At 72.6% G+C, this 17,916-nt stretch carries 17 protein-coding genes; all 17 read right to left on the bottom strand.

Translation table 11 applies throughout. The features are described from left to right. Positions 1 to 121: 121 nt before the first annotated feature. The 17 genes from Cco03nite_RS01210 to murD all read right to left on the bottom strand — a co-directional run bounded on the left by Cco03nite_RS01210 (position 122) and on the right by murD (position 17,912). Positions 122 to 1,156, bottom strand: a complete 1,035-nt coding sequence (locus Cco03nite_RS01210) for a hypothetical protein (protein ID WP_203687990.1) — start codon at positions 1,154 to 1,156, stop codon at positions 122 to 124. A 45-nt stretch (positions 1,157 to 1,201) separates the two neighbouring features. Beyond that, entirely contained in the window at positions 1,202 to 2,140 is a 939-nt protein-coding gene (locus tag Cco03nite_RS01205; RefSeq protein ID WP_203687989.1) for an RluA family pseudouridine synthase, read from the bottom strand. Further along, on the bottom strand, positions 2,137 to 2,757 hold the full coding sequence (lspA, locus tag Cco03nite_RS01200) for a signal peptidase II (protein WP_239167021.1): 621 nt from the start codon (positions 2,755 to 2,757) through the stop codon (positions 2,137 to 2,139). The genes Cco03nite_RS01205 and lspA overlap by 4 nt, the downstream gene beginning before the upstream one ends. Positions 2,758 to 2,838: 81 nt before the next feature. Further along, complete coding sequence (locus Cco03nite_RS01195) at positions 2,839 to 3,273, bottom strand: TraR/DksA family transcriptional regulator (protein ID WP_203688058.1); 435 nt, start codon at positions 3,271 to 3,273, stop codon at positions 2,839 to 2,841. 582 nt (positions 3,274 to 3,855) lie between these two features. Next, on the bottom strand, positions 3,856 to 5,334 hold the full coding sequence (locus tag Cco03nite_RS01190) for a potassium/proton antiporter (RefSeq protein ID WP_373314200.1): 1,479 nt from the start codon (positions 5,332 to 5,334) through the stop codon (positions 3,856 to 3,858). A gap of 14 nt (positions 5,335 to 5,348) precedes the next feature. Beyond that, positions 5,349 to 5,669: a DUF167 domain-containing protein gene (locus Cco03nite_RS01185; protein ID WP_203687987.1), complete on the bottom strand. Its 321-nt coding sequence runs from the start codon at positions 5,667 to 5,669 to the stop codon at positions 5,349 to 5,351. 203 nt (positions 5,670 to 5,872) lie between these two features. After that, positions 5,873 to 6,535 (bottom strand): hypothetical protein, encoded by a 663-nt coding sequence (locus Cco03nite_RS01180; protein ID WP_203687986.1) that lies wholly within the window; start codon positions 6,533 to 6,535, stop codon positions 5,873 to 5,875. 367 nt (positions 6,536 to 6,902) lie between these two features. Beyond that, complete coding sequence (locus tag Cco03nite_RS01175; protein WP_203687985.1) at positions 6,903 to 7,685, bottom strand: DivIVA domain-containing protein; 783 nt, start codon at positions 7,683 to 7,685, stop codon at positions 6,903 to 6,905. A 55-nt stretch (positions 7,686 to 7,740) separates the two neighbouring features. Further along, positions 7,741 to 8,037: a YggT family protein gene (locus Cco03nite_RS01170; RefSeq protein WP_203687984.1), complete on the bottom strand. Its 297-nt coding sequence runs from the start codon at positions 8,035 to 8,037 to the stop codon at positions 7,741 to 7,743. A 24-nt stretch (positions 8,038 to 8,061) separates the two neighbouring features. Continuing rightward, on the bottom strand, positions 8,062 to 8,835 hold the full coding sequence (locus Cco03nite_RS01165) for a cell division protein SepF (protein WP_203687983.1): 774 nt from the start codon (positions 8,833 to 8,835) through the stop codon (positions 8,062 to 8,064). A gap of 166 nt (positions 8,836 to 9,001) precedes the next feature. Then, positions 9,002 to 9,781, bottom strand: coding sequence for a YggS family pyridoxal phosphate-dependent enzyme (locus Cco03nite_RS01160; protein ID WP_203687982.1), 780 nt, complete (start codon positions 9,779 to 9,781; stop codon positions 9,002 to 9,004). Positions 9,782 to 9,986: 205 nt separating this feature from the next. Then, positions 9,987 to 11,096 carry a cell division protein FtsZ gene (gene ftsZ, locus Cco03nite_RS01155; RefSeq protein WP_144121468.1) on the bottom strand — a complete coding sequence of 370 codons (1,110 nt, stop codon included), beginning with the start codon at positions 11,094 to 11,096 and terminating at the stop codon, positions 9,987 to 9,989. Between the two features lie 283 nt (positions 11,097 to 11,379). Further along, on the bottom strand, positions 11,380 to 12,189 hold the full coding sequence (locus tag Cco03nite_RS01150; RefSeq protein WP_203687981.1) for a cell division protein FtsQ/DivIB: 810 nt from the start codon (positions 12,187 to 12,189) through the stop codon (positions 11,380 to 11,382). Then, complete coding sequence (murC, locus tag Cco03nite_RS01145; RefSeq protein ID WP_203688057.1) at positions 12,189 to 13,658, bottom strand: UDP-N-acetylmuramate--L-alanine ligase; 1,470 nt, start codon at positions 13,656 to 13,658, stop codon at positions 12,189 to 12,191. Before murC ends, Cco03nite_RS01150 begins: the two co-directional genes overlap by 1 nt. A 26-nt stretch (positions 13,659 to 13,684) precedes the next feature. After that, positions 13,685 to 14,815, bottom strand: a complete 1,131-nt coding sequence (murG, locus tag Cco03nite_RS01140; protein ID WP_203687980.1) for an undecaprenyldiphospho-muramoylpentapeptide beta-N-acetylglucosaminyltransferase — start codon at positions 14,813 to 14,815, stop codon at positions 13,685 to 13,687. Further along, the gene (locus tag Cco03nite_RS01135; protein WP_203687979.1) at positions 14,815 to 16,335 is read right to left on the bottom strand and encodes an FtsW/RodA/SpoVE family cell cycle protein; all 1,521 of its coding nucleotides are present in this window, start codon (positions 16,333 to 16,335) and stop codon (positions 14,815 to 14,817) included. The genes murG and Cco03nite_RS01135 overlap by 1 nt, the downstream gene beginning before the upstream one ends. Positions 16,336 to 16,514: 179 nt before the next feature. Beyond that, positions 16,515 to 17,912 carry a UDP-N-acetylmuramoyl-L-alanine--D-glutamate ligase gene (murD, locus tag Cco03nite_RS01130; RefSeq protein WP_203687978.1) on the bottom strand — a complete coding sequence of 466 codons (1,398 nt, stop codon included), beginning with the start codon at positions 17,910 to 17,912 and terminating at the stop codon, positions 16,515 to 16,517. Between the last annotated feature and the right edge of the window lie 4 nt (positions 17,913 to 17,916).

Genomic DNA, 17,916 nt, shown 5'->3' with positions numbered 1-17,916 from the left:
CCGCACCTCCATACCCTGACGGCCGATTGCCGCCGAGAAGAGGTGAAGAGCACTTGCGAACCGGGTCTCCCCGTGCTCAACGACGCCATTCGATGCAGGGTGCGGACACCCGCGGGGGACCTCACCCCTGCCCCGCGTCGGAGGCCGCCGCCGACGGGGCATGCGCCGGCGACGCCGGAACCGTGCCGTCCTCGGCCGGGCTGGTCTCAGCCACCGGAGACGCGTGCGGCGACGCCGGGGGTGACGAGCTGGGCTCGTCCCCGGGACCTTCGCTCGGCTCCGCGCTCGGCTCGGCGCCGGGCGTGGCGCTGGGCGACGCGCTCGGCGAGGCGGCGGGCGTGGCCGAGGCGGACGGGTCCAGCTGGCCGACCTGCTCCGGCAGCGGGGGCAGGAAGACCGCCCGGTCCAGGCGCCGCACCTCGGGCGCGGGGTCGACCGCGCGCACCTCGGGACGGGACGCGATCTGGTCCAGCGCCGCCGGGGTGGCCCGCACCACCGCGGCGTACACGCAGGTGCAGCCCGTGCGGTAGGCCTCGGCCTCGGCCTCGGCGACCGCCGAGCCGCCCAGGTAGGTGTCGCGCAGGCGCTCCTCCTCCGCGTCCGCGGTGGTCAGCTTGCCGGCCAGGCCCTGGAAGTCCGCCGCGTCGGCGTCCTTGCGCACGGCGACCTGCTTCATGCCGGCCACCACGTCCTCAGGGATCTTGAAGGCGGGTATGCGCACCGACGCGGTCTGGGTCTTGGCCAGCGGCACGCGGGCGTAGACCTCGACCACCGAGACGCCGCCGAGCACCGGCGTGAGCCGCTCGGGGGCCAGGTATGCCTTGAGGCTGACCAGGGCGTACGTCTCCACCGGCGTGGCCGAGGGGCGCTTGAGCAGCCCGGCCAGCTCCGAGCGGGCCTGCCTGGCGTACAGCGGCACCGACTGCCCCTGCACGACGCCCACCTGCACCGTCTCGCCGAGCGTGCTCTCGGGGGTGGCCGTGGTGCCGCGGTGCGCGGTCCACACCACGGCCAGCAGCACTCCGGTGACCCCGACCAGCGCCGCCGCGGTGAGCAGCCGCAACCGCAGCCGCCCGCGCGCGATGCGGACGAAGCCGCCCGCGAGCCGCGGCACTATCACCTGATCCAGATGCCGCAGGAACCTTTGCGGGCGCATCCGGCGTCCCTTCATCCGGCCTCGCGCGGGGGGCGCGAGCGCGTGTCAACCAGCCTCGCGCAGCAGCGTGAGAGCCTGCGCGAGATCTGGCGGGTACTCGCTGACGAACCGGACCTCTTGTCCGGTGCCGGGGTGGATGAAACTGAGCTCCCGCGCGTGCAGCCACTGCCGGTGCAGGCCGAGGCGGGCGGAGAGCGTCGGGTCGGCGCCGTAGGTGGTGTCGCCTACGCAGGGGTGCCGCAGAGCGGAGAAGTGCACCCGGATCTGGTGGGTGCGCCCGGTCTCCAGTCTGATGTCGACGAGGCTGGCGGAGGGGAAGGCCTCCAGCGTGTCGTAGTGCGTGATGCTGGGCTTGCCGCCCGACATCACGGCGAACTTCCAGTCGTGCGTGGGGTGGCGGTCGATGGGGGCGTCGACCGTGCCCCGCAGCGGGTCGAGGTGTCCCTGCACCACGGCGTGGTAGCGCTTGTCCACCTCGCGGTGCTTGAAGGCCCACTTCAGCGCGCTGTACGCGGACTCGCTCTTGGCGACGACCATGAGCCCGGTGGTGCCCACGTCCAGCCGGTGCACGACGCCCTGCCGCTCGGCCGCGCCGCTGGTCGCGACGGTCTGACCCATCGCGGCCAGGCCGCCGATGACGGTCGGGCCGGTCCAGCCGGGGCTGGGGTGGGCCGCGACGCCGACCGGCTTGTCCACCACCACGATGTCGTCGTCGCTGTGGATGATCCGCAGGCCGTCCACCCGCTCGGCGACCACGGCGGGGGCCGTGGGCGGGGCGGGCAGGGTCACCTCCAGCCAGCTGCCGCCGGTGACCTTGTCGGACTTGCCGCGAGGCACGCCGTCGACGGTGGCGTCGCCGGATTCCACGAGCGTGGCCGCCGCGGTGCGCGACAGCCCGAACAGCCGGGACACCGCCTGGTCCAGCCGCATCCCGTCGAGCCCGTCCGGGACCGGCAGGGAGCGGGTCTCCCCCCTCGCCGTCATGCCCGGGACCCGTGCTCGGAACCGACGGCGGCCGGCGGGGCAGGCTCGTCGTCGGCGTCGGCGTCCTTCTCGGACGTGATGCGGCTGCCGTCGCGCTGGCGGCCCTGCAGTTCCAGCAGGATCGCCAGGCTCACGCCGCCGACCAGCGCCATGTCCGCGACGTTGAAGATCGGGAAGGCCCGGCCGTGCGCGTCGAACACGCTGATGAAGTCGACCACGTGCCCGTGGAACGGAGCCGGGGCGCGGAAGACGCGGTCGACCAGGTTGCCGAACACGCCTCCGATGATCATGCCGAGCGCGATCGCCCAGGGCAGCGAGCGCAGCCGCCGGGCCATGTAGCCGAGCACGCTGAGCACGATCAGCGCGATGATCGGGAAGATGTAGGTGTGGTCTTCCAGGAGGCTGAACGCCGCCCCGCTGTTGCGGGTCAGCGACATGTAGACCGCGCCGCCGAGCAGCCTGATCGGCTCGTGCGGGTCCAGCTTCGTCGCCCACTCCTTGGTGACCAGGTCCAGCACGATCGCGAACAGGGCCATCCCGACGAGGGTCGACAACGCCGCGCCGCGGCTGATCCGACGTGGGGAGTGCTCCGGTTCCCGTTCGCTGTCCTGGTCCACCGACACACTCCCCAAGTCACGGCGCGGCTGCGCCCTTCATACGATCATGCCGGGTCGGCCCGCCCGGCCGGCAACCGGGCCCTAGCGGCGCTCTTCCAGCTGCTTGCAGGTCACGCACAGCGTGGCGGACGGGAACGCGGCCAGCCGCTCCACCGGGATGGGGTTGCCGCACTTCTCGCACCACCCGTAGCTGCCCTCGTCGAGGCGCTCCAGCGCGCGCTCCACCTGGGTGATCCGCTCCAGGATGTTGTTCGCGAGGGTGATCTCCTGCTCGCGCTCGAACGTCTTGGTGCCGGTGTCGGCCTGGTCGTCACCGGCCGAGTCGGTGAGCCGGTCGCGCTGCAGTTCCGCGATCTCGACGAGCGTGTGGTCGTACTCCTCCTGCAGCTCGTCGCGGCGCGCGGTCAGCGCCAGGCGGATCTTCTCGGTCTCCGCGGCGCTGCGATCACCCTTCTTCACCGTGGTCGCCTTGGCGGCCGTACGGCTGGCGGTCTTGGACTCGGCAGGTTTGACCATGGTCGCTCCCTCGGCCGCGGACGTGGCGGCGCTCGGCGTTGCCTGGGCAGGGGGATTCTCTTCCGTCCCGGCGGCACGCCGCCGGGTGGTCGGGGTGGCGCTCGCCGACTTCTTGGCGTCGGCGGCCGCCGCGGCGGGCTTGGCCGCCGTCTTCCGCTCGGGCGCGGCCGGGCCGGCCGCGCGCTTGCGGGCAGTGGTGTCTGAGGTAGCCGTCACCGTCTCCCCCTTAGCCGTGGCCGCCCCCGCGGCCACTGTCTTCACGGAGCGTTTCGGCGCCGCGGTGGTCTTCGCGACGGCCTTCTTCGCCGCCGCTCCGGTCTTGCTCCCGCCTGCCCTCTCGGCCATGGCGTCCCCCAGATGCAAAACGGGCGCGCGGCTCACGCCGCGCACTCCAATAGGCTGGCAAGAATACGGAACGTATGGACGGTCCACAAACATGCCACGCACTGCCTGCCGAATTCCTGTGAGTACCCCGGAAGCATCCGAAGTATCCGCAGGAAAGGCACGGATCATCGCGGTCATGCCGGACATTGCCGCGTGACCGTCCCTTTCTGGTGAATTTGGCAAAAGGGACAATATCACCTAGTCCCCGTGTTCTTTGCCGTCCTCTCCGAACCAGTGGGCCAGCCGGCCGCGCCGGCTCACCGCCCGCAGCCGCCGTTCGGCGTCGTCGCGTACCGCTTCGGTGGCGACAATCAGCAGACTGTCACCCATTCGCAACCGTGTGTCGCGGTCGGGCACGAACCCGACACCGTCCCGCAGCACCAGGGTCACCGACGCGCCCACCGGCAGCCGCAGCTCGTCGAGGTGCACCCCGGCCAGGCCCGACCCGGGCGGCACCTCGATCTGCAGCAGCTCGGCGTGCATCCGGTCCAGCGGCGCGGTCTCCACGCGCAGCTCGGTCGCCTCCCCCGGCGCGGTCACCCGCAGCCGGACGGCCACCGCGGGCAGGGTGCCCGCCTGCACCATGGTGAACACCACCACCAGCACGAACACGATGTTGAACAGCGCCTCGGCGCCGGGCACCCCCTGCGCGAGCGGGATGGTCGCCAGCACGATCGGCACCGCGCCGCGCAGCCCCGCCCAGGACAGGAACAGCTGCTCCCGCCAGCCCACCCCGAACGGCGTCGCGCTGGCCAGCACGGACATGGGGCGGGCGACGAAGGTCAGCACCACCCCGGCCAGTACCGCGGGCACCAGCATCTCGACCAGGCCGGGCGGTGACACCAGCAGACCGAGCAGGACGAACAGGCCGATCTGGGACAGCCAGGCCAGCCCGTCCGCGAAGCCGAGGATCGCCTGGCGGTGCGGCAGGCGGGAATTGCCGAGGACCACTCCGGCCGCGTAGACGGCCAGGAAGCCCGAGGCGTGCACGACCGCCCCGCCGGCGTACGCCAGTACGGTCAGGCCGACCGCGGCCAGCGGGTACAGGCCCGCGGCGGGCAGCGCGGCCCGGCGCATCAACTCCCGGCCCACCAAGCCGACCAGCACGCCGATCACCGCACCGGCCGCCAGCTCGTACGCGATGAACAGGGCCTCCTGCCACCACGGCCCGATGCCCGCCGGGCTCGACAGCAGGATCACCAGCAGCACCACGGGGGCGTCGTTCATGCCCGACTCCGCCTCCAGCGTGGCGACCAGCCGGGGCCGCAGCCGCAGCCGGCGCAGCGTGGAGAAGACGGCGGCGGCGTCGGTGGACGACAGCACCGCGCCGATCAGCGCGGCCGTCCGCCAGTCCCAGCCGAGCAGGAAGTGGCCGACCACGGTGACCATCACCACGCTCACCAGCACGCCCAACGTGGCCAGCGTGGCGGCCAGCCCCAGCACCGGGCGCAGCGTGGTCCAGCGGGCGGTGAGGCCGCCCTCGGCGATGATCAGCACCAGGGCGCAGGTGCCCAGCAGGCGCACCAGCTCGGCGTCGTCGAAACGCAGGCCGAACACCGACCCGAGCACCACGCCGATGGCCAGGTAGACGAGCAGACTGGGCACGCCCAGGCGGGTGGACCAGCGCACCGCGGCCACCGCGACGAGCAGCACCGCGGCCCCGATCAGCAGGGCCATGTCGAGGTGCGCGATCACCGAGCCGCCTCGTGCAGCGCGGTCAGGCGGTCCGCCAGGTCGGCGGGCGGCGTCTCGATCAGGAAGAGCTTGTCCCGGCTCGCCAGGCCCGTGCGCAGCGAGACCGTGGCCGCGGGCAGGCACAGCGCCTCGGCCAGCGCACGGCGGGCCGCCTCGGTCGCCCGGCCGTCCACCGCGGGCGCCTGCACCGCCACGATCAGGGCGGTGCCGTGCGGGCCCGGGTACGCGCCGCCGACCCTGGTCCGGCCCGCGCCCGGCTTGACCCGGACCGCGACGACCGCGGGTTCCGTCACCGAGGAGGACCGATCACGCGCCATGACCCATTGTGCCGGAGGCACGTTACGGCGACGTCGCGGACCTCCGGAGTCGGCGCCCGCGAGCCCGCGGTGCGGGGCGTGGCGAGCCTGCGGGGCCCTGGGCCGCGCACCACGCCGGCGCGCCGCCGGTGAAGGCGGCGCGCCGCGCGGTCGGTGTGCCCGCCCGGGACAGATCGCGGGCACACCGGTGGAACCTGCGCCGGTCAGACCCGGCGCGCGTCGGCCAGCAGCGCGCTGTCCGGCTCGCAGAGACCGCAGGGGCTGAAGCCCAGGTCGACGGCCTCGGAAACCGGCAGCGGCTCGTACGGCCGTCCCAGCAGGTGCACACACCCGGCCACGTGGTAACGCGGCCTCCCGTCGATCACCAGGACGTCCGCCGACATCCGGGCGATCCGCGCCGCGTCGGCCGGCGAGACGCGCTGCGCCACCGGCTCGTCCGGCGGGTCCTCGTCGTCGAAATCGTCGGCCCGCCCGCCCGCGCCCTGCGCCGGCAGCATGACCTCGGTCTGCTGGTATCCGGCGGACATCGGTTCGGTGTCGGTGCGGCCGAGCACCGGCTGGCGCACCGGCTCGTCGTCCCAGTCGTCCCGTTCGGGAACCCGGGGCGGCACCACAGCCCGGCCGCCGGCACGCCGGCCGACCGGTTCGTCATCCTCGTCACCCTCGAACTGCTCGTCCTCGTCATCGTCGAGGAGCCCGGCCGCGGCACGCGCGGCAGCGGCCTGACGTGCGCCCACCACGAGGGCGACCGCGGCCAGCAGGCTGGTGCCGATCGAACCGACGAGCAAACCGCTCGATCCGTCCGTGAGCCCCAGCACGAGCAGCACAACGGCAACGAGGATGAGCAGCAGACTTGCGACTATCACAGCTCACCCCCGCCGCGTCGGCTAGATCCAGGTCTCGGCCGGGTCCGGGACACGCTCCTGGGCATCACCCGGGGGGAAGCGCTCACGAACCCGCCGTCTCGCTACCGGCGCGGGAGGGTCCCGCACCGGCGAACCCGGGGCGCCGCGCCGTCTCACGGCTCGGAGGCACCCAGGCTCGTTTTCTATCTGCGGTACGTCGGCAGCGACGAGGGGTGAGGCTGCCGCGGTGACACTGGCTGTGCGTGAGGGGTGGTACTGGTGGTGCTGGTGTGGTTCATGCCGCCGGGAGACCCGCCGCGCCCCGGCGGTCCGCCGAAACGGACCGCCCGTGGGACGCCGGTCGTGTCACCCCGGTGGCGAAGCCGCCTCAGCGGCCGTTGAAGGAGCCCGAACCCGAGCCCGCGGCGGCCAGGCCGCCGCCGGCCGGACGGTCCTCGCGGCCGATCTCGGCCTCCAGGCTCTGGCCGCGGCCTTCCAGGTCGCGCAGCTGGCTCTCCAGGTACGCCTTCAGGCGCGTGCGGTACTCCCGCTCGAACTGCTTGAGCGTGTCGATGTGCTGCTGCAGCGCGGTGCGCTTGGCGTCCAGGCCGCTGATCGCCTCCTGGTGGCGCTGGCGGGCGTCGCGCTCCAGCGCGTCGGCCTTCGCCCGGGCGTCCCGGGTGACCTCCTCGGCCTTGGAGCGGGCCTCGGACAGCACCTTGTCGGCCTCGCGGCGCGCGTCGGACACGTGGTCGTCGGCGGTGCGCTGGGCCATCATCAGCACGCGCAGGGCCTGCTGCTCGCCCTCGGGGCCGGACATCGCCGCCGCGGCCGCCATGCCGCCGCCGCGCAGCTGCTCCAGCTCGTTCTGCATGGCGCGGGCGGCCTGCTCGGCCGCGGACTTGTCGCGCTGCATGCGGTCGAGCTGAGCCTTCATCTCGTTCAGCTCCGCCGCCAGCCGCGGGTCGGGGCCGCCGGGGCCGCCGACCGGGCGGCCGCCGCCACCGCGCTCGACCTGCATGCGCAGTTCGCTGTTCTCTTCGATCAAACGGGCGAGTTCGCGCTCGACCTCATCGAGGAAGGCGTCGACCTCCTCCTCGTCGTACCCCCGCTTGCCGATCGGAGGCTTTTTAAAGGCGACGTTGTGCACGTCGGCCGGGGTGAGCGGCATCGAAACTCCTCGGGTCAGTCGCGGCCGCGTTGAGGAACAGGCCCACGGGTGGGGGTCACCCGCGGATCAGTGCCCCGACGATAGTCATCAGCACGAAAAGGATAATCAACAGGACGATGGAGCTCAGGTCGATGCTCACGGTACCAATGCGCAACGGTGGGATCACACGCCTCAACGCTTTGAGAGGCGGATCAGTGACGCTCCACACCACCTCGAGCGCGGCGGCCGACCCCCGCGCCGGCTGCCAGCGCCGGCTGAACGAGAGCACGTACCCCATCACGAACCTGGCCAGGAGCACCAGGTAGAAGACGTAGATCGCGATGTACGCGACCTGCAGCACAGGTGAAAACACGACAGTCTGAGTCCCTCGGTAGGACTAACTCTGGTTGAGGTACCCACCCTCGGCGATCTTGGCCTTGTCCTCGGCGGTTACCTGGACGTTGGCCGGTGAGAGCAGGAACACCCGGTTGGTGACGCGCTCGATCGTACCCCGCAACCCGAATGCGAGTCCCGCAGCGAAGTCAACCAGACGCTTGGCGTCCGCCTCGTCCATCTCCGTCAGGTTCATGATCACCGGCGTGCCGTCCCGGAACCGCTCCCCGATCTGCCGCGCCTCGTTGTACGTGGTGGGGTGCAGCGTGGTGATCTGCGGCCGCCGGTCGTCCTCGGCCGTCGCCGCCACCCGCTGCTGCGGCTGCACCTGGGGCGCCAGCGCCAGGTTGTCGCGCACCGCGGTGGCGCCGCCCGTCGCCGACGCCGTGGCCGGGGCCGCGGTCAGCGGCCGGGTGATCGGGCGGACCGTGGCCCGCTCGGCACGCGCCGCCTCCAGGCGGGCCTCCACGTTCAGCCGGGTGGCCTCCGCCCGCGCCGACTCGCGCGCCGCCTCCAGCCGCGCCGAACCGCTACGATCCGTCGCCATCCGGGTACGCGGAACCGACGGCGCCTCGTCGAGGTCGTCGTCGTCCTCGAAGTCGTCGTTGTACCGGCCCCCGTCACGCGAGTAGCGGTCCTCCGCCCGGTCGCCGCGGCGACCCCCGCGGTCGCGGTAACCGGAGGAATAACCCTTGTCGTAGGCAGGCTCGTCGTACTCGTGCTCGTCATCGTCCTCGACCAGCCCGAGCCAGACACCCGCCTTCCGCAGTGCGCCCATTGCCGCGCCCCTCCGTCCGCCGTGCGGCACAAACCCCCGTGCCTGTGCCGCTCTCGCGCAGACACCAGCTCTCCATCAAAGCCCGCCACGAAGCCAGTGCCTGCCGCACTTCATCTTCACTCACGTGGGTTAACCACACTCGTGTAATTTCGGTGCAGCCGCCAGGCTACCGCAGGGGTGGTCGCATTCCGAGAATTGCGCTGCCGATGCGCACATGTGTCGCGCCGCACGCCACGGCCTCGTCGAGATCGTCGCTCATCCCCGCCGACACCACCGTCGCATCAGGATGTGCTGCCCGGATCAGCGCGGCGCACCTGGCCACCTCGGCGAAGGCCCGCTCGGGCGCCCAGTCCAGCGGCGCCACCGCCATCACGCCGCGCAGCCGCAGCGCGGGGTGGACGGCGATCGCATTTGCGACACGCAGCAGCGCCCGATCGGGATCGTCACCGGTGGGCAGCGCTCCGCCCCGCTCCGGGTCACCGTCCACACTGATCTGCACCAGCGCGTCGAGCGACCCCGGCCGGGCCTCGCCGGCGGCCCGCGCCGCCGCGGCCCCCAGCGCCACCGCCAGCCGCACCGAGTCGACCGAGTGCACCATCGCGGCGTAGGAGGCCACGGAACGGGCTTTGTTTCGCTGCAGCTGCCCGATGAAGTGCCAGCGCAGGTCCACCCCTGCGGCGGCGGCCTCGGCGGCCTTGGGGGCGGCCTCCTGGTCCCGGTTCTCCCCCACGTCGGCCACCCCGAGCGCGGCCAGGTGCAGCACGTCGGCGGCCGGGTAGGTCTTGGTGACCGCGACCAGCGTGATCTCGCTCGGCGCACGCCCGGCCCGCGCGGCGGCGGCCGCGATGCGCTCGCGCACCGCCGCCAGGTTCGCCGCGATCTGCTCGCGCCGCTGCGCGTCGTGCTCGCTCAAGATCCACTCCAGGACGAAGGAAGCTCCGGTCATGCTGTTCTTACCGCATGGCCGGAGCTTCGATCACGAGAGCCTCTGGGCGGGTGGCAAGCCGTCCTTCACACCGAGCTGCCGCTCGGACCGGCCGCCCCCCTCGATCATCGGACTTGCCGGGCACATGTGCGTATCTTGAGCCCGCTTTCGGCCAGGTGCCAGGCAAGTCGAATGACCTTGGTGCGGTAAGCGACCGCGCCAAGAACTAAGAACCGTTCTTCAAGAAGTCCGGCACGTCCACATCGTCGAACAGCACCTTGCGCTGCGACTGCGCGGGCGGGGTGCTGGTCGGCGTCGGGTGGCGCAGGGTGGGCGCCTCCACCGGCGGGGTGACCTTGCGCGGGATCTCCACCGGCTTGTAAGACGGCGAGCCGCCGTCGAACCCGGCAGCGATCACGGTCACCCGCACCTCGTCGCCGAGCGCGTCGTCGATGACCGCGCCGAAGATGATGTTCGCGTCCGGGTGGGCCGCGTCGGTGACCAGCTGCGCCGCGTCGTTGATCTCGAACAGGCCCAGGTCGGAGCCGCCCGCGATGGACAGCAGCACGCCGCGCGCGCCGTCCATGCTCTGCTCCAGCAGCGGGCTGGAGATGGCGCGCTCGGCCGCCTCGACCGCGCGGTTGTCGCCGCGGGCGCTGCCGATGCCCATCAGCGCGCTGCCCGCGCCGCTCATGACGCTCTTCACGTCGGCGAAGTCGAGGTTGATCAGGCCCGGCGTGGTGATCAGGTCGGTGATGCCCTGGACACCGGAGAGCAGCACCTGGTCGGCCTGGCGGAACGCGTCCATCATGGTGATGCCGCGGTCGCCCAGTGCCAGCAGACGGTCGTTGGGGATGACGATGAGCGTGTCGCACTGGTTGCGCAGCTCCTCGATCCCGGACTCGGCCTGCACCTGGCGGCGCTTGCCCTCGAACGAGAACGGCCGGGTCACCACGCCGATGGTCAGCGCGCCGAGCTTGCGGGCGATGTTGGCCACCACGGGCGCGCCGCCGGTGCCGGTGCCGCCGCCCTCGCCGCAGGTCACGAAGACCATGTCGGCGCCCTTGAGCACCTCCTCGATCTCGTCGCGGTGGTCCTCGGCGGCGTTCTTGCCGACGTCCGGGTTGGCCCCGGCGCCCAGGCCCCGGGTCAGCTCGCGGCCCACGTCGAGCTTGACGTCGGCGTCGCTCATCAGCAGCGCCTGCGCGTCGGTGTTGATGGCGATGAACTCCACGCCCTTGAGGCCGACCTCGATCATGCGGTTGACGGCATTGACGCCACCGCCGCCGATGCCGACGACCTTGATGACCGCGAGGTAATTGTGCGGAGGTGTCATCGGACCCTTCCTTCGAGGCTCTTGTGCCACAAGGGCGAGGGCAACACCCCCACCCGGCCTAGCTTGCCGCAGCGGCGGAGGCGGACCTCCGGTCACTGCCGCTCCGGCAGCGGTTCGGGGCGGGAACCCTAAACCTCTACTAGAGCCTTACGGTTATGTCAATCATTGTCTTGTACGGAAACGTAAGCGTCGGCACGCTGTGATCCAAGGACCACTGCGGCGTGTCTCGCCTTCCACTATGGAGACCTCGCGCACGTCGCCGCCGCACCGGCCGCCGGGCGGCTCAGCCGAGGGTCACGACCTCCGGCACGCCGCTGACGTCGATGCGCTTGTCCGGCTTGGCCAGCAGGGCGTCCGCCGCCTTCGCCTTGTCCTCGCTGTTCTCCGCGTCACCCCAGGTCACGACCCGGTCTCCGGACATCTCCAGCCTGATCCGAGCCGGGCCCTCGACGACCAGGGTGACCAGTTCGGACCGCAGCCGCTCGGTCAGCGACCGCAGCACCGCGAGCGCGGACTGGGTGGAGACGTCCTGTGGGCCGGGCGTGGCCAACTGCACCCGCACGACACCGGACGGGACGCCGGAGACCGTACGGTAGATCACACCATGATCATCGAAAAGATCATACTTCTTTCCGTTGGGCACCGCCCCGACCGGTGTGCGCTCGACCACCTCGATGACCAGAGTGGACGGCCAACTGCGGGACACCGTGACCTCCCGGGCCGGGGCCAGCGCCGCCACCCGGGCGCGCACCGCGTCGGTGTCCACCCGGGCCAGCGGGGTGCCGTCGGCCACCGCCGCGGCGGCGCGCACCTGGTCCGGTTCCAGGATCAGCGCGCCGGTCACGTAGACCTCGCGCACGCCGAGCACCGGCGAGACGAAGATCAGCCAGCCCAGCACGCCGAACACCAGCAGCGCGCCCGCCGCCAGGCCCAGCCGGGCCACGATCCGCCGGTTGCGGCGCACCCGGCCGGCCCGCGAGAGCGGGATCCGGGTACGCCGCATGAACTGCCGGACCCAGGGCGGCACGGCGTCGGTGCCGGCCCGCACGAGCCGCCAGCGCCGCCGCGATCCGTCGTCGGGGCCGTCCGGCATCAGGCCGGCTCTCGCGCGTCCGGTGAGGCGTGGCGGGCGACGTACCCGTTCGGGGAGACCGGTTCGGCGCGGCCGGCCAGGGCCGCCATCAGCTCGTCACCCATCAGCGAGATCGGCGGGGCGCCCATGGTCACCACCACGTCGCCCTCGCGGACCCGGCGGACGACCTCGCCCGGCACGTCCTCCCAGGACGGCACGAAGATCTTCTGCTCGGGCGGCAGCGGCACGGCCGCGGTCAGCGCGACCCCGCCCTCGCCCGGCTCGCGCACCTCGCCGGGGCCGAACACCTCCATGATCACGGCCTCGTCGGCGAGCGCCAGCGCGGTGGCCATCTCCTCCTGCAGGTCCCGGGTGCGGTACATGCGGTAGGGCTGGAACACCACGACCAGGCGGCCGTCCCCGGCCACCTCGCGCAGCGTGTGCAGGGCCGCGGTCATCGAGGTCGGGTGGTAGGCGTACTCGTCGTACACGCGTACGCCGCCCACGATGCCCTTGAGCTCGAAGCGCCGCCGCACGCCCGGGTGCGCGGCCAGCCCGGCCGCCACCACCTCGGGGTCCACGCCGAGCTTGAGCGCGGTGAGCACGGCCGAGGCGCTGTTGAGGCCGAGATGCCGGCCGGGCACCGGCATGGAGAACTCGCCCAGCTCCTGCCCGTCGAGCGAGGCCAGGTAGCGCACGCCCGCGGCGGTCGTGGTGATGTCGGTCAGCCGCAGGTCCGCCTCGGGCGACTCGCCGTAGGTGAACACCGTGCGGCCCAGCTCGCGCAGCCGCGCGGTGACCCGCATCGCGCCCGGGTCGTCGGCGCAGGTGACCACGAAGCCGTCCGGCTCGACCAGGGTGCCGAACTCGACGAACGCGTCCTCCAGGTTGGCCAGCGTGCCGTACGTGTTGAGGTGGTCCTCCTCCACGTTCGTGATGATCGACACGTGCGGCCGGTAGAGCAGGAACGACCGGTCGCTCTCGTCGGCCTCGGCGACGAAGTACTCCCCCGTGCCGTGGTGGGCGTTCGAGCCGACCTCGGAGATCTCCCCGCCGATCACGAAGGACGGGGCCAGCCCGGCCTGCTGCATGATCAGGGTGATCATGGAGGTGGTGGTGGTCTTGCCGTGCGTGCCGGCCACCGCGATGGTGCGCCGCCCGGTCATCGACGCCGCCAGCGCCTCCGAGCGGTGCAGCACGCGCAGCCCGCGCCTGCGCGCCTCGGCCAGCTCCACGTGGTCGGCCGGGATCGCGGTCGAGTAGATGACCGTGTCGACGCCGTCCAGGTTCGACACGTCGTGGCTCATGTAGATGGTGCCGCCCAGCGCCCGCAGCGCCGCCAGCGCGGGCCACTCGCGCAGCTCCGAACCGGACAGCGGCACGCCGCGGGTCAGCAGCAGGCGGGCCAGGCCGCTCATGCCGACCCCGCCGACCCCGATCATGTGCACCCGGCCCAGGTCCTCCGCGGTGAGCACACCCGCCGGGATCATCTCCGCCGTCTCCACTGCACGCCTCCCTAGTTTCGCTTCGCCGACGCCAGCGCGTTCAGCAGGAACGTGCGCAGCTGCTCGTCGCCGTCCCGCCGGCCGTACGCCGCGGCCGCGTAGCCCATCGTGGCCAGCCGGGCCGGGTCCGTCACCAGCGGCAGCACGTTCTGCTCGATCCACTGCGGGGTCAGCTCGCCGTCGTCCACGATAAGTCCACCACCAGCCTCAACGACCGGGAGCGCGTTGCGCCGCTGCTCGCCGTTGCCGTACGGCAGCGGAACGTAGATCGCGGGCACCCCGAGCGCGGCCGTCTCCGCGCAGGTCATCGCCCCGCCGCGGCACAGCGCCAGGTCGGCGGCGGCGTAGCCGAGCTCCATCTCGTTGATGAACTTGACCCGCACGTACGGCGCGTCGAGGTCGCTCGGCACGTCGAAGTCCTCGTTGCGGGCCCCGATGACGTGCAGCACCTGCACGCCCGCCGAGGTCAGCGCCTTCGCCGAGGCGGCCACGGCCAGGTTGATCGAGCGGGCGCCCTGCGACGCGCCGAACACGAACAGGGTCGGCCGGTGCGGGTCCAGGCCGAAGTGGGCGCGGGCCCGCTCGCGCAGCGCGACCCGGTCCAGCGTGGAGATGGACTGCCGCAGCGGCACGCCGACCACGGTCGCGCCGCGCAGCGACTCGTCCTGGCGCGGCTGGTGCGGGAAACCCACCGCCAGGTGGTCGGTGAAGCGCATGCCCATCTTGTTGGCCACCCCGGCCGGCACGTTCACCTCGTGGATCACGATCGGCGTGTGCCGCCGCCAGGCGGCCAGGTAGGCCGGCACGGAGACGTAACCGCCGAAGCCGACGACCGCGTCCGCCTCGACCTCGTCCAGCACCGCGCGCGCCGCCCTGGTGGACCGGAACATCCGGTCCGGGGTGCGCAGCAGGTTCATGTTCACCGAGCGGGGCAGCTGGTACGCCGGGATGTGCCGCAGGTCGTAGCCGGCCGCCGGGATCAGCTCCGTCTCCATGCCGCGCGGCGTGCCCAGGCACGTGATGCGCACGTCCGGGTCGTGGCGGCGCAGACAGTCCGCGAACGCCAGCAGCGGGTAGATGTGCCCGCCGGTGCCACCACCGGCCAGCACCACCGACCGCAACCTGCCGTCACCTGACACCATCACCGTCTCCTCTCACCCGGGCCACCTGCTTTGGTGGTCCGTCCCGGCGCGCCGCCCGAACGGCGGTCGGCCGGGGACCGGCCACCCGCGCGCGACGCCGGCTCCTTCGCCTGCGGCTCGCGCGCCTTGGCCACCCCCGTCGCCGCGGTCGCGGCGGCCGCCGCGTCGGCGGGTCGCGCCGGCGACGGCAGGGGTGGCAACGGGGCCCACACTAGCTGGGCCCACTTCGGGGCCGGACGGGCATGCAGGGCTCGCGCCGCGTCCGGCTCCGCGCGGGCGAACGACGCCAGCATGCCGACCGCCGCCAGGGTCACCACCAGGGCCGTGCCGCCGTCGGAGATGAACGGCAGCGGCAGGCCGGTGATCGGCAGCAACTTGACCACCCCGCCGATGTTGATCACGGCCTGCGCGACCAGCCACAGCGTCACCGCGCAGGCCGCCATCCGGCGGAACGGGTCGTTGACCCGGCGGGCGATACGCAGCCCGGTGAAGGTCAGCACGGCGAACAGCGACAGCACCACCAGGCAGCCGACCACGCCCAGCTCCTCGGCGATGACCGCGAAGATGAAGTCGTTGTGCGCGCTGGGCAGCCAGTTCCACTTCAGGCTGGACTTGCCCAGCCCCACCCCGAACCAGCCGCCGTCGGAGATGGCCAGCAGGCCCTGCTTGGACTGGTAGCAGGTGTCGTCGTTGGCGGTGCAGCTGATGATCTCGGCGTCGGTCTGGAAGAACGCGCCGAACCGGTCCGACCGGTAGCCGCCCAGGCCGGGCGCGACGATCAGCAGCGCGATGCCGGCCAGGCCGGTGCCGATCAGCATGCCGAAGTAGCGCATCGGCGTGCCGGCCGCCCAGAGCAGGCCGACGAACAGGATCAGCAGGCACAGCATGGTGCCCAGGTCGGTGTACCCGACCAGCACGAACAGCAGGCCCACCAGCGGGAACAGCGGCGAGAACAGCTCCTTCAGCCGCACGATCGAGTTGCCCTTGCGGGTCAGCACGTCCGCGCCCCACAGCACCAGCGCGAACTTCGCCAGCTCGGACGGCTGGAGCTGGATCGGCCCGAGGTACAGCCACAGCGTCTCGGAGTGGATGAAGCCGATCCGGGGCTCGGGCAGCACCTTCGAGGCGTGCAGCAGCGCGATGCCGTCCATCAGCACCAGCAGCACGATCGACACGGTCAGCGCCACCGGGGCCATCGCCCGGAAGGTACGCCGCGGCAGGCGCTGGCAGACCCAGAACGCGGCCAGGCCCACCACCGCGGCGATGACCTGCTGCGCGATGACCGCGAACGCGTTGCCGCTGGCGCTGTACGCCGCGACGCTGGTCGCCGAGTACACCATCGCCAGGCCGATCACCAGGAGCAGGCCGGCGCTGGCCAGCAGCAGGTAGTACGAGGCCAGCGGGCGGGACAGCAGCCCACGCAGGGCGGCCAGCCAGGTGAACAGGTCCACCCGCAGCGTGCGGGGAGCCGGCGTGCCCGCCTCGGCGGGCGGGGCTGCCGTACGGGCGTCACCGGTCATCGAGAGGACTCCGATCTCGGCCGCTGCGAACGGGGTGCTGTTCTGTTGTGCGGGCGTGCCCCGCCTCGCCTCACGGGCGGCACCCGCCCGCGGCTTGCGATCGACGTTGGCCTATGACATCGAATACGAGCGGCTCATTTTCGATGTGATAGGCCAACGTCTATGCAAGGCGGGGCCGGTCAGCCGGCCGTGGGCAGGGTGCGGACCGCTTCGGCGAACGCGTCGCCGCGGCGGGAGTAGCTGGGGAACATGTCCAGGGACGCGGCGGCGGGGGCGAGCAGCACGGTGTCGCCCGGCTCGGCCAGCCGGGCGGCCGCGTGCACGACCTCCGCCATCGCCCCATCATCCGTGCGGGCGACGTCGACCACGGGCAGGTGCGGCGCGTGTCGCGCCAGTGCCGCGGCGATCTCGGCCCGGTCCACGCCGAGCAGCACCGCCCCGGCCAGCCGGGGCGCGATCCGGGCGACCAGCTCGTCGATGTCGACGCCCTTGAGCTGCCCGCCGGCCACCCACACGATCCGCTCGTACGAAGTCAGCGACGCCTGGGCGGCGTGCGGGTTGGTCGCCTTGCTGTCGTCGACCCAGGTCACGCCGCCGACGTCGGCGACCTTCGCGTTGCGGTGCGGCTCGGGCACGTAGCCGGCCAGCCCGCGCCGGATCGCCTCGTGCGGCACGCCGACCGACAGCGCGAGCGCGGCGGCGGCCAGGGCGTTGGCGACGTTGTGCGCGCCGACCGGGTGGATGTCGGCGAGGGTGGCCAGTTCGTGGGCGTCACCCGCGCCGGTGCGGTCCACGAGCACGTCCTCGACCACGCCGACGCAGCCGGGCGGCGGCACGTCGAGGGTGAACCCGACCAGCGGGCCGGGCATCCGGGTGGCGTGCAGGCCCTCCAGCAGCGCCCTGACGCGCGGATCGTCGAGGTTTCCCACCGCGGTGCCCCCGGTGGCCGCCGAGCGCCACACGGCGGTCTTGGCGGCCGCGTAGTGGTCGAAGCCGCCGTGCCAGTCCAGGTGGTCGTCGGCGAGGTTGAGCAGCGCGCCGCCGTGCGGGGCCAAGGTCGAGGACCAGTGCAGCTGGAAGCTGGACAGCTCGACGGCCAGCACCTCGAATCCGGTGGGGCCGCCGGCCTGCGCGTCGACCAGCGGCATGCCGATGTTGCCCAGCGCCGCCGTGCGCAGGCCCGCCGCCGTCAGGATCGCGGCGAGCATGGTGACCGTGGTGGTCTTGCCGTTGGTGCCGGTGACCGCCAGCCAGCGCGGCCCGTCCGGCTTGCGCAGCCGCCAGGCCAGCTCCGGCTCGCTGTACACGTCGACCCCGGCGGCGGCCGCGGCCAGCGCCAGCGGGTGGTGCGGCGGGAAGCCCGGGGAGACGACCAGGTCGTCGACCCCGGACAGCAGCTGCCCAGGGTCGGGCTCACCGATGATCACGGTGAAGCCGGCGTCGGCGAGCCGCTCGGTCTCCGCCGAGGCGGCCCGGTCGACCAGCGTCACCTTGGCGCCGAGGCCCGCCAGGGCGGTGGCGCAGGCGGCTCCGGCCACCCGCGCCCCGGCCACCAGCACCGAACGGCCCTCGTACATCGGT

The organism is Catellatospora coxensis (assembly GCF_016862635.1).
Taxonomy (GTDB): Bacteria; Actinomycetota; Actinomycetes; order Mycobacteriales; family Micromonosporaceae; genus Catellatospora; species Catellatospora coxensis.
The sequence above is the reverse complement of the archived record's forward strand: the minus strand, read 5'-3'. Positions and strand labels throughout refer to the sequence as shown.

Coding starts and splice junctions, on each gene's coding strand:
- Cco03nite_RS01210 (WP_203687990.1), bottom strand. CDS start 1,156: ATGCGCCCGCAAAGGTTCCTGCGGCATCTGGATCAGGTGATAGTGCCG.
- Cco03nite_RS01205 (WP_203687989.1), bottom strand. CDS start 2,140: ATGACGGCGAGGGGGGAGACCCGCTCCCTGCCGGTCCCGGACGGGCTC.
- Cco03nite_RS01195 (WP_203688058.1), bottom strand. CDS start 3,273: ATGGTCAAACCTGCCGAGTCCAAGACCGCCAGCCGTACGGCCGCCAAG.
- Cco03nite_RS01190 (WP_373314200.1), bottom strand. CDS start 5,334: ATGGCCCTGCTGATCGGGGCCGCGGTGCTGCTCGTCGCGGTGGCCGCG.
- Cco03nite_RS01185 (WP_203687987.1), bottom strand. CDS start 5,669: ATGGCGCGTGATCGGTCCTCCTCGGTGACGGAACCCGCGGTCGTCGCG.
- Cco03nite_RS01175 (WP_203687985.1), bottom strand. CDS start 7,685: ATGCCGCTCACCCCGGCCGACGTGCACAACGTCGCCTTTAAAAAGCCT.
- Cco03nite_RS01165 (WP_203687983.1), bottom strand. CDS start 8,835: ATGGGCGCACTGCGGAAGGCGGGTGTCTGGCTCGGGCTGGTCGAGGAC.
- Cco03nite_RS01160 (WP_203687982.1), bottom strand. CDS start 9,781: ATGACCGGAGCTTCCTTCGTCCTGGAGTGGATCTTGAGCGAGCACGAC.
- ftsZ (WP_144121468.1), bottom strand. CDS start 11,096: ATGACACCTCCGCACAATTACCTCGCGGTCATCAAGGTCGTCGGCATC.
- Cco03nite_RS01150 (WP_203687981.1), bottom strand. CDS start 12,189: ATGCCGGACGGCCCCGACGACGGATCGCGGCGGCGCTGGCGGCTCGTG.
- murC (WP_203688057.1), bottom strand. CDS start 13,658: ATGATCCCGGCGGGTGTGCTCACCGCGGAGGACCTGGGCCGGGTGCAC.
- murG (WP_203687980.1), bottom strand. CDS start 14,815: ATGGTGTCAGGTGACGGCAGGTTGCGGTCGGTGGTGCTGGCCGGTGGT.
- Cco03nite_RS01135 (WP_203687979.1), bottom strand. CDS start 16,335: ATGACCGGTGACGCCCGTACGGCAGCCCCGCCCGCCGAGGCGGGCACG.
- murD (WP_203687978.1), bottom strand. CDS start 17,912: ATGTACGAGGGCCGTTCGGTGCTGGTGGCCGGGGCGCGGGTGGCCGGA.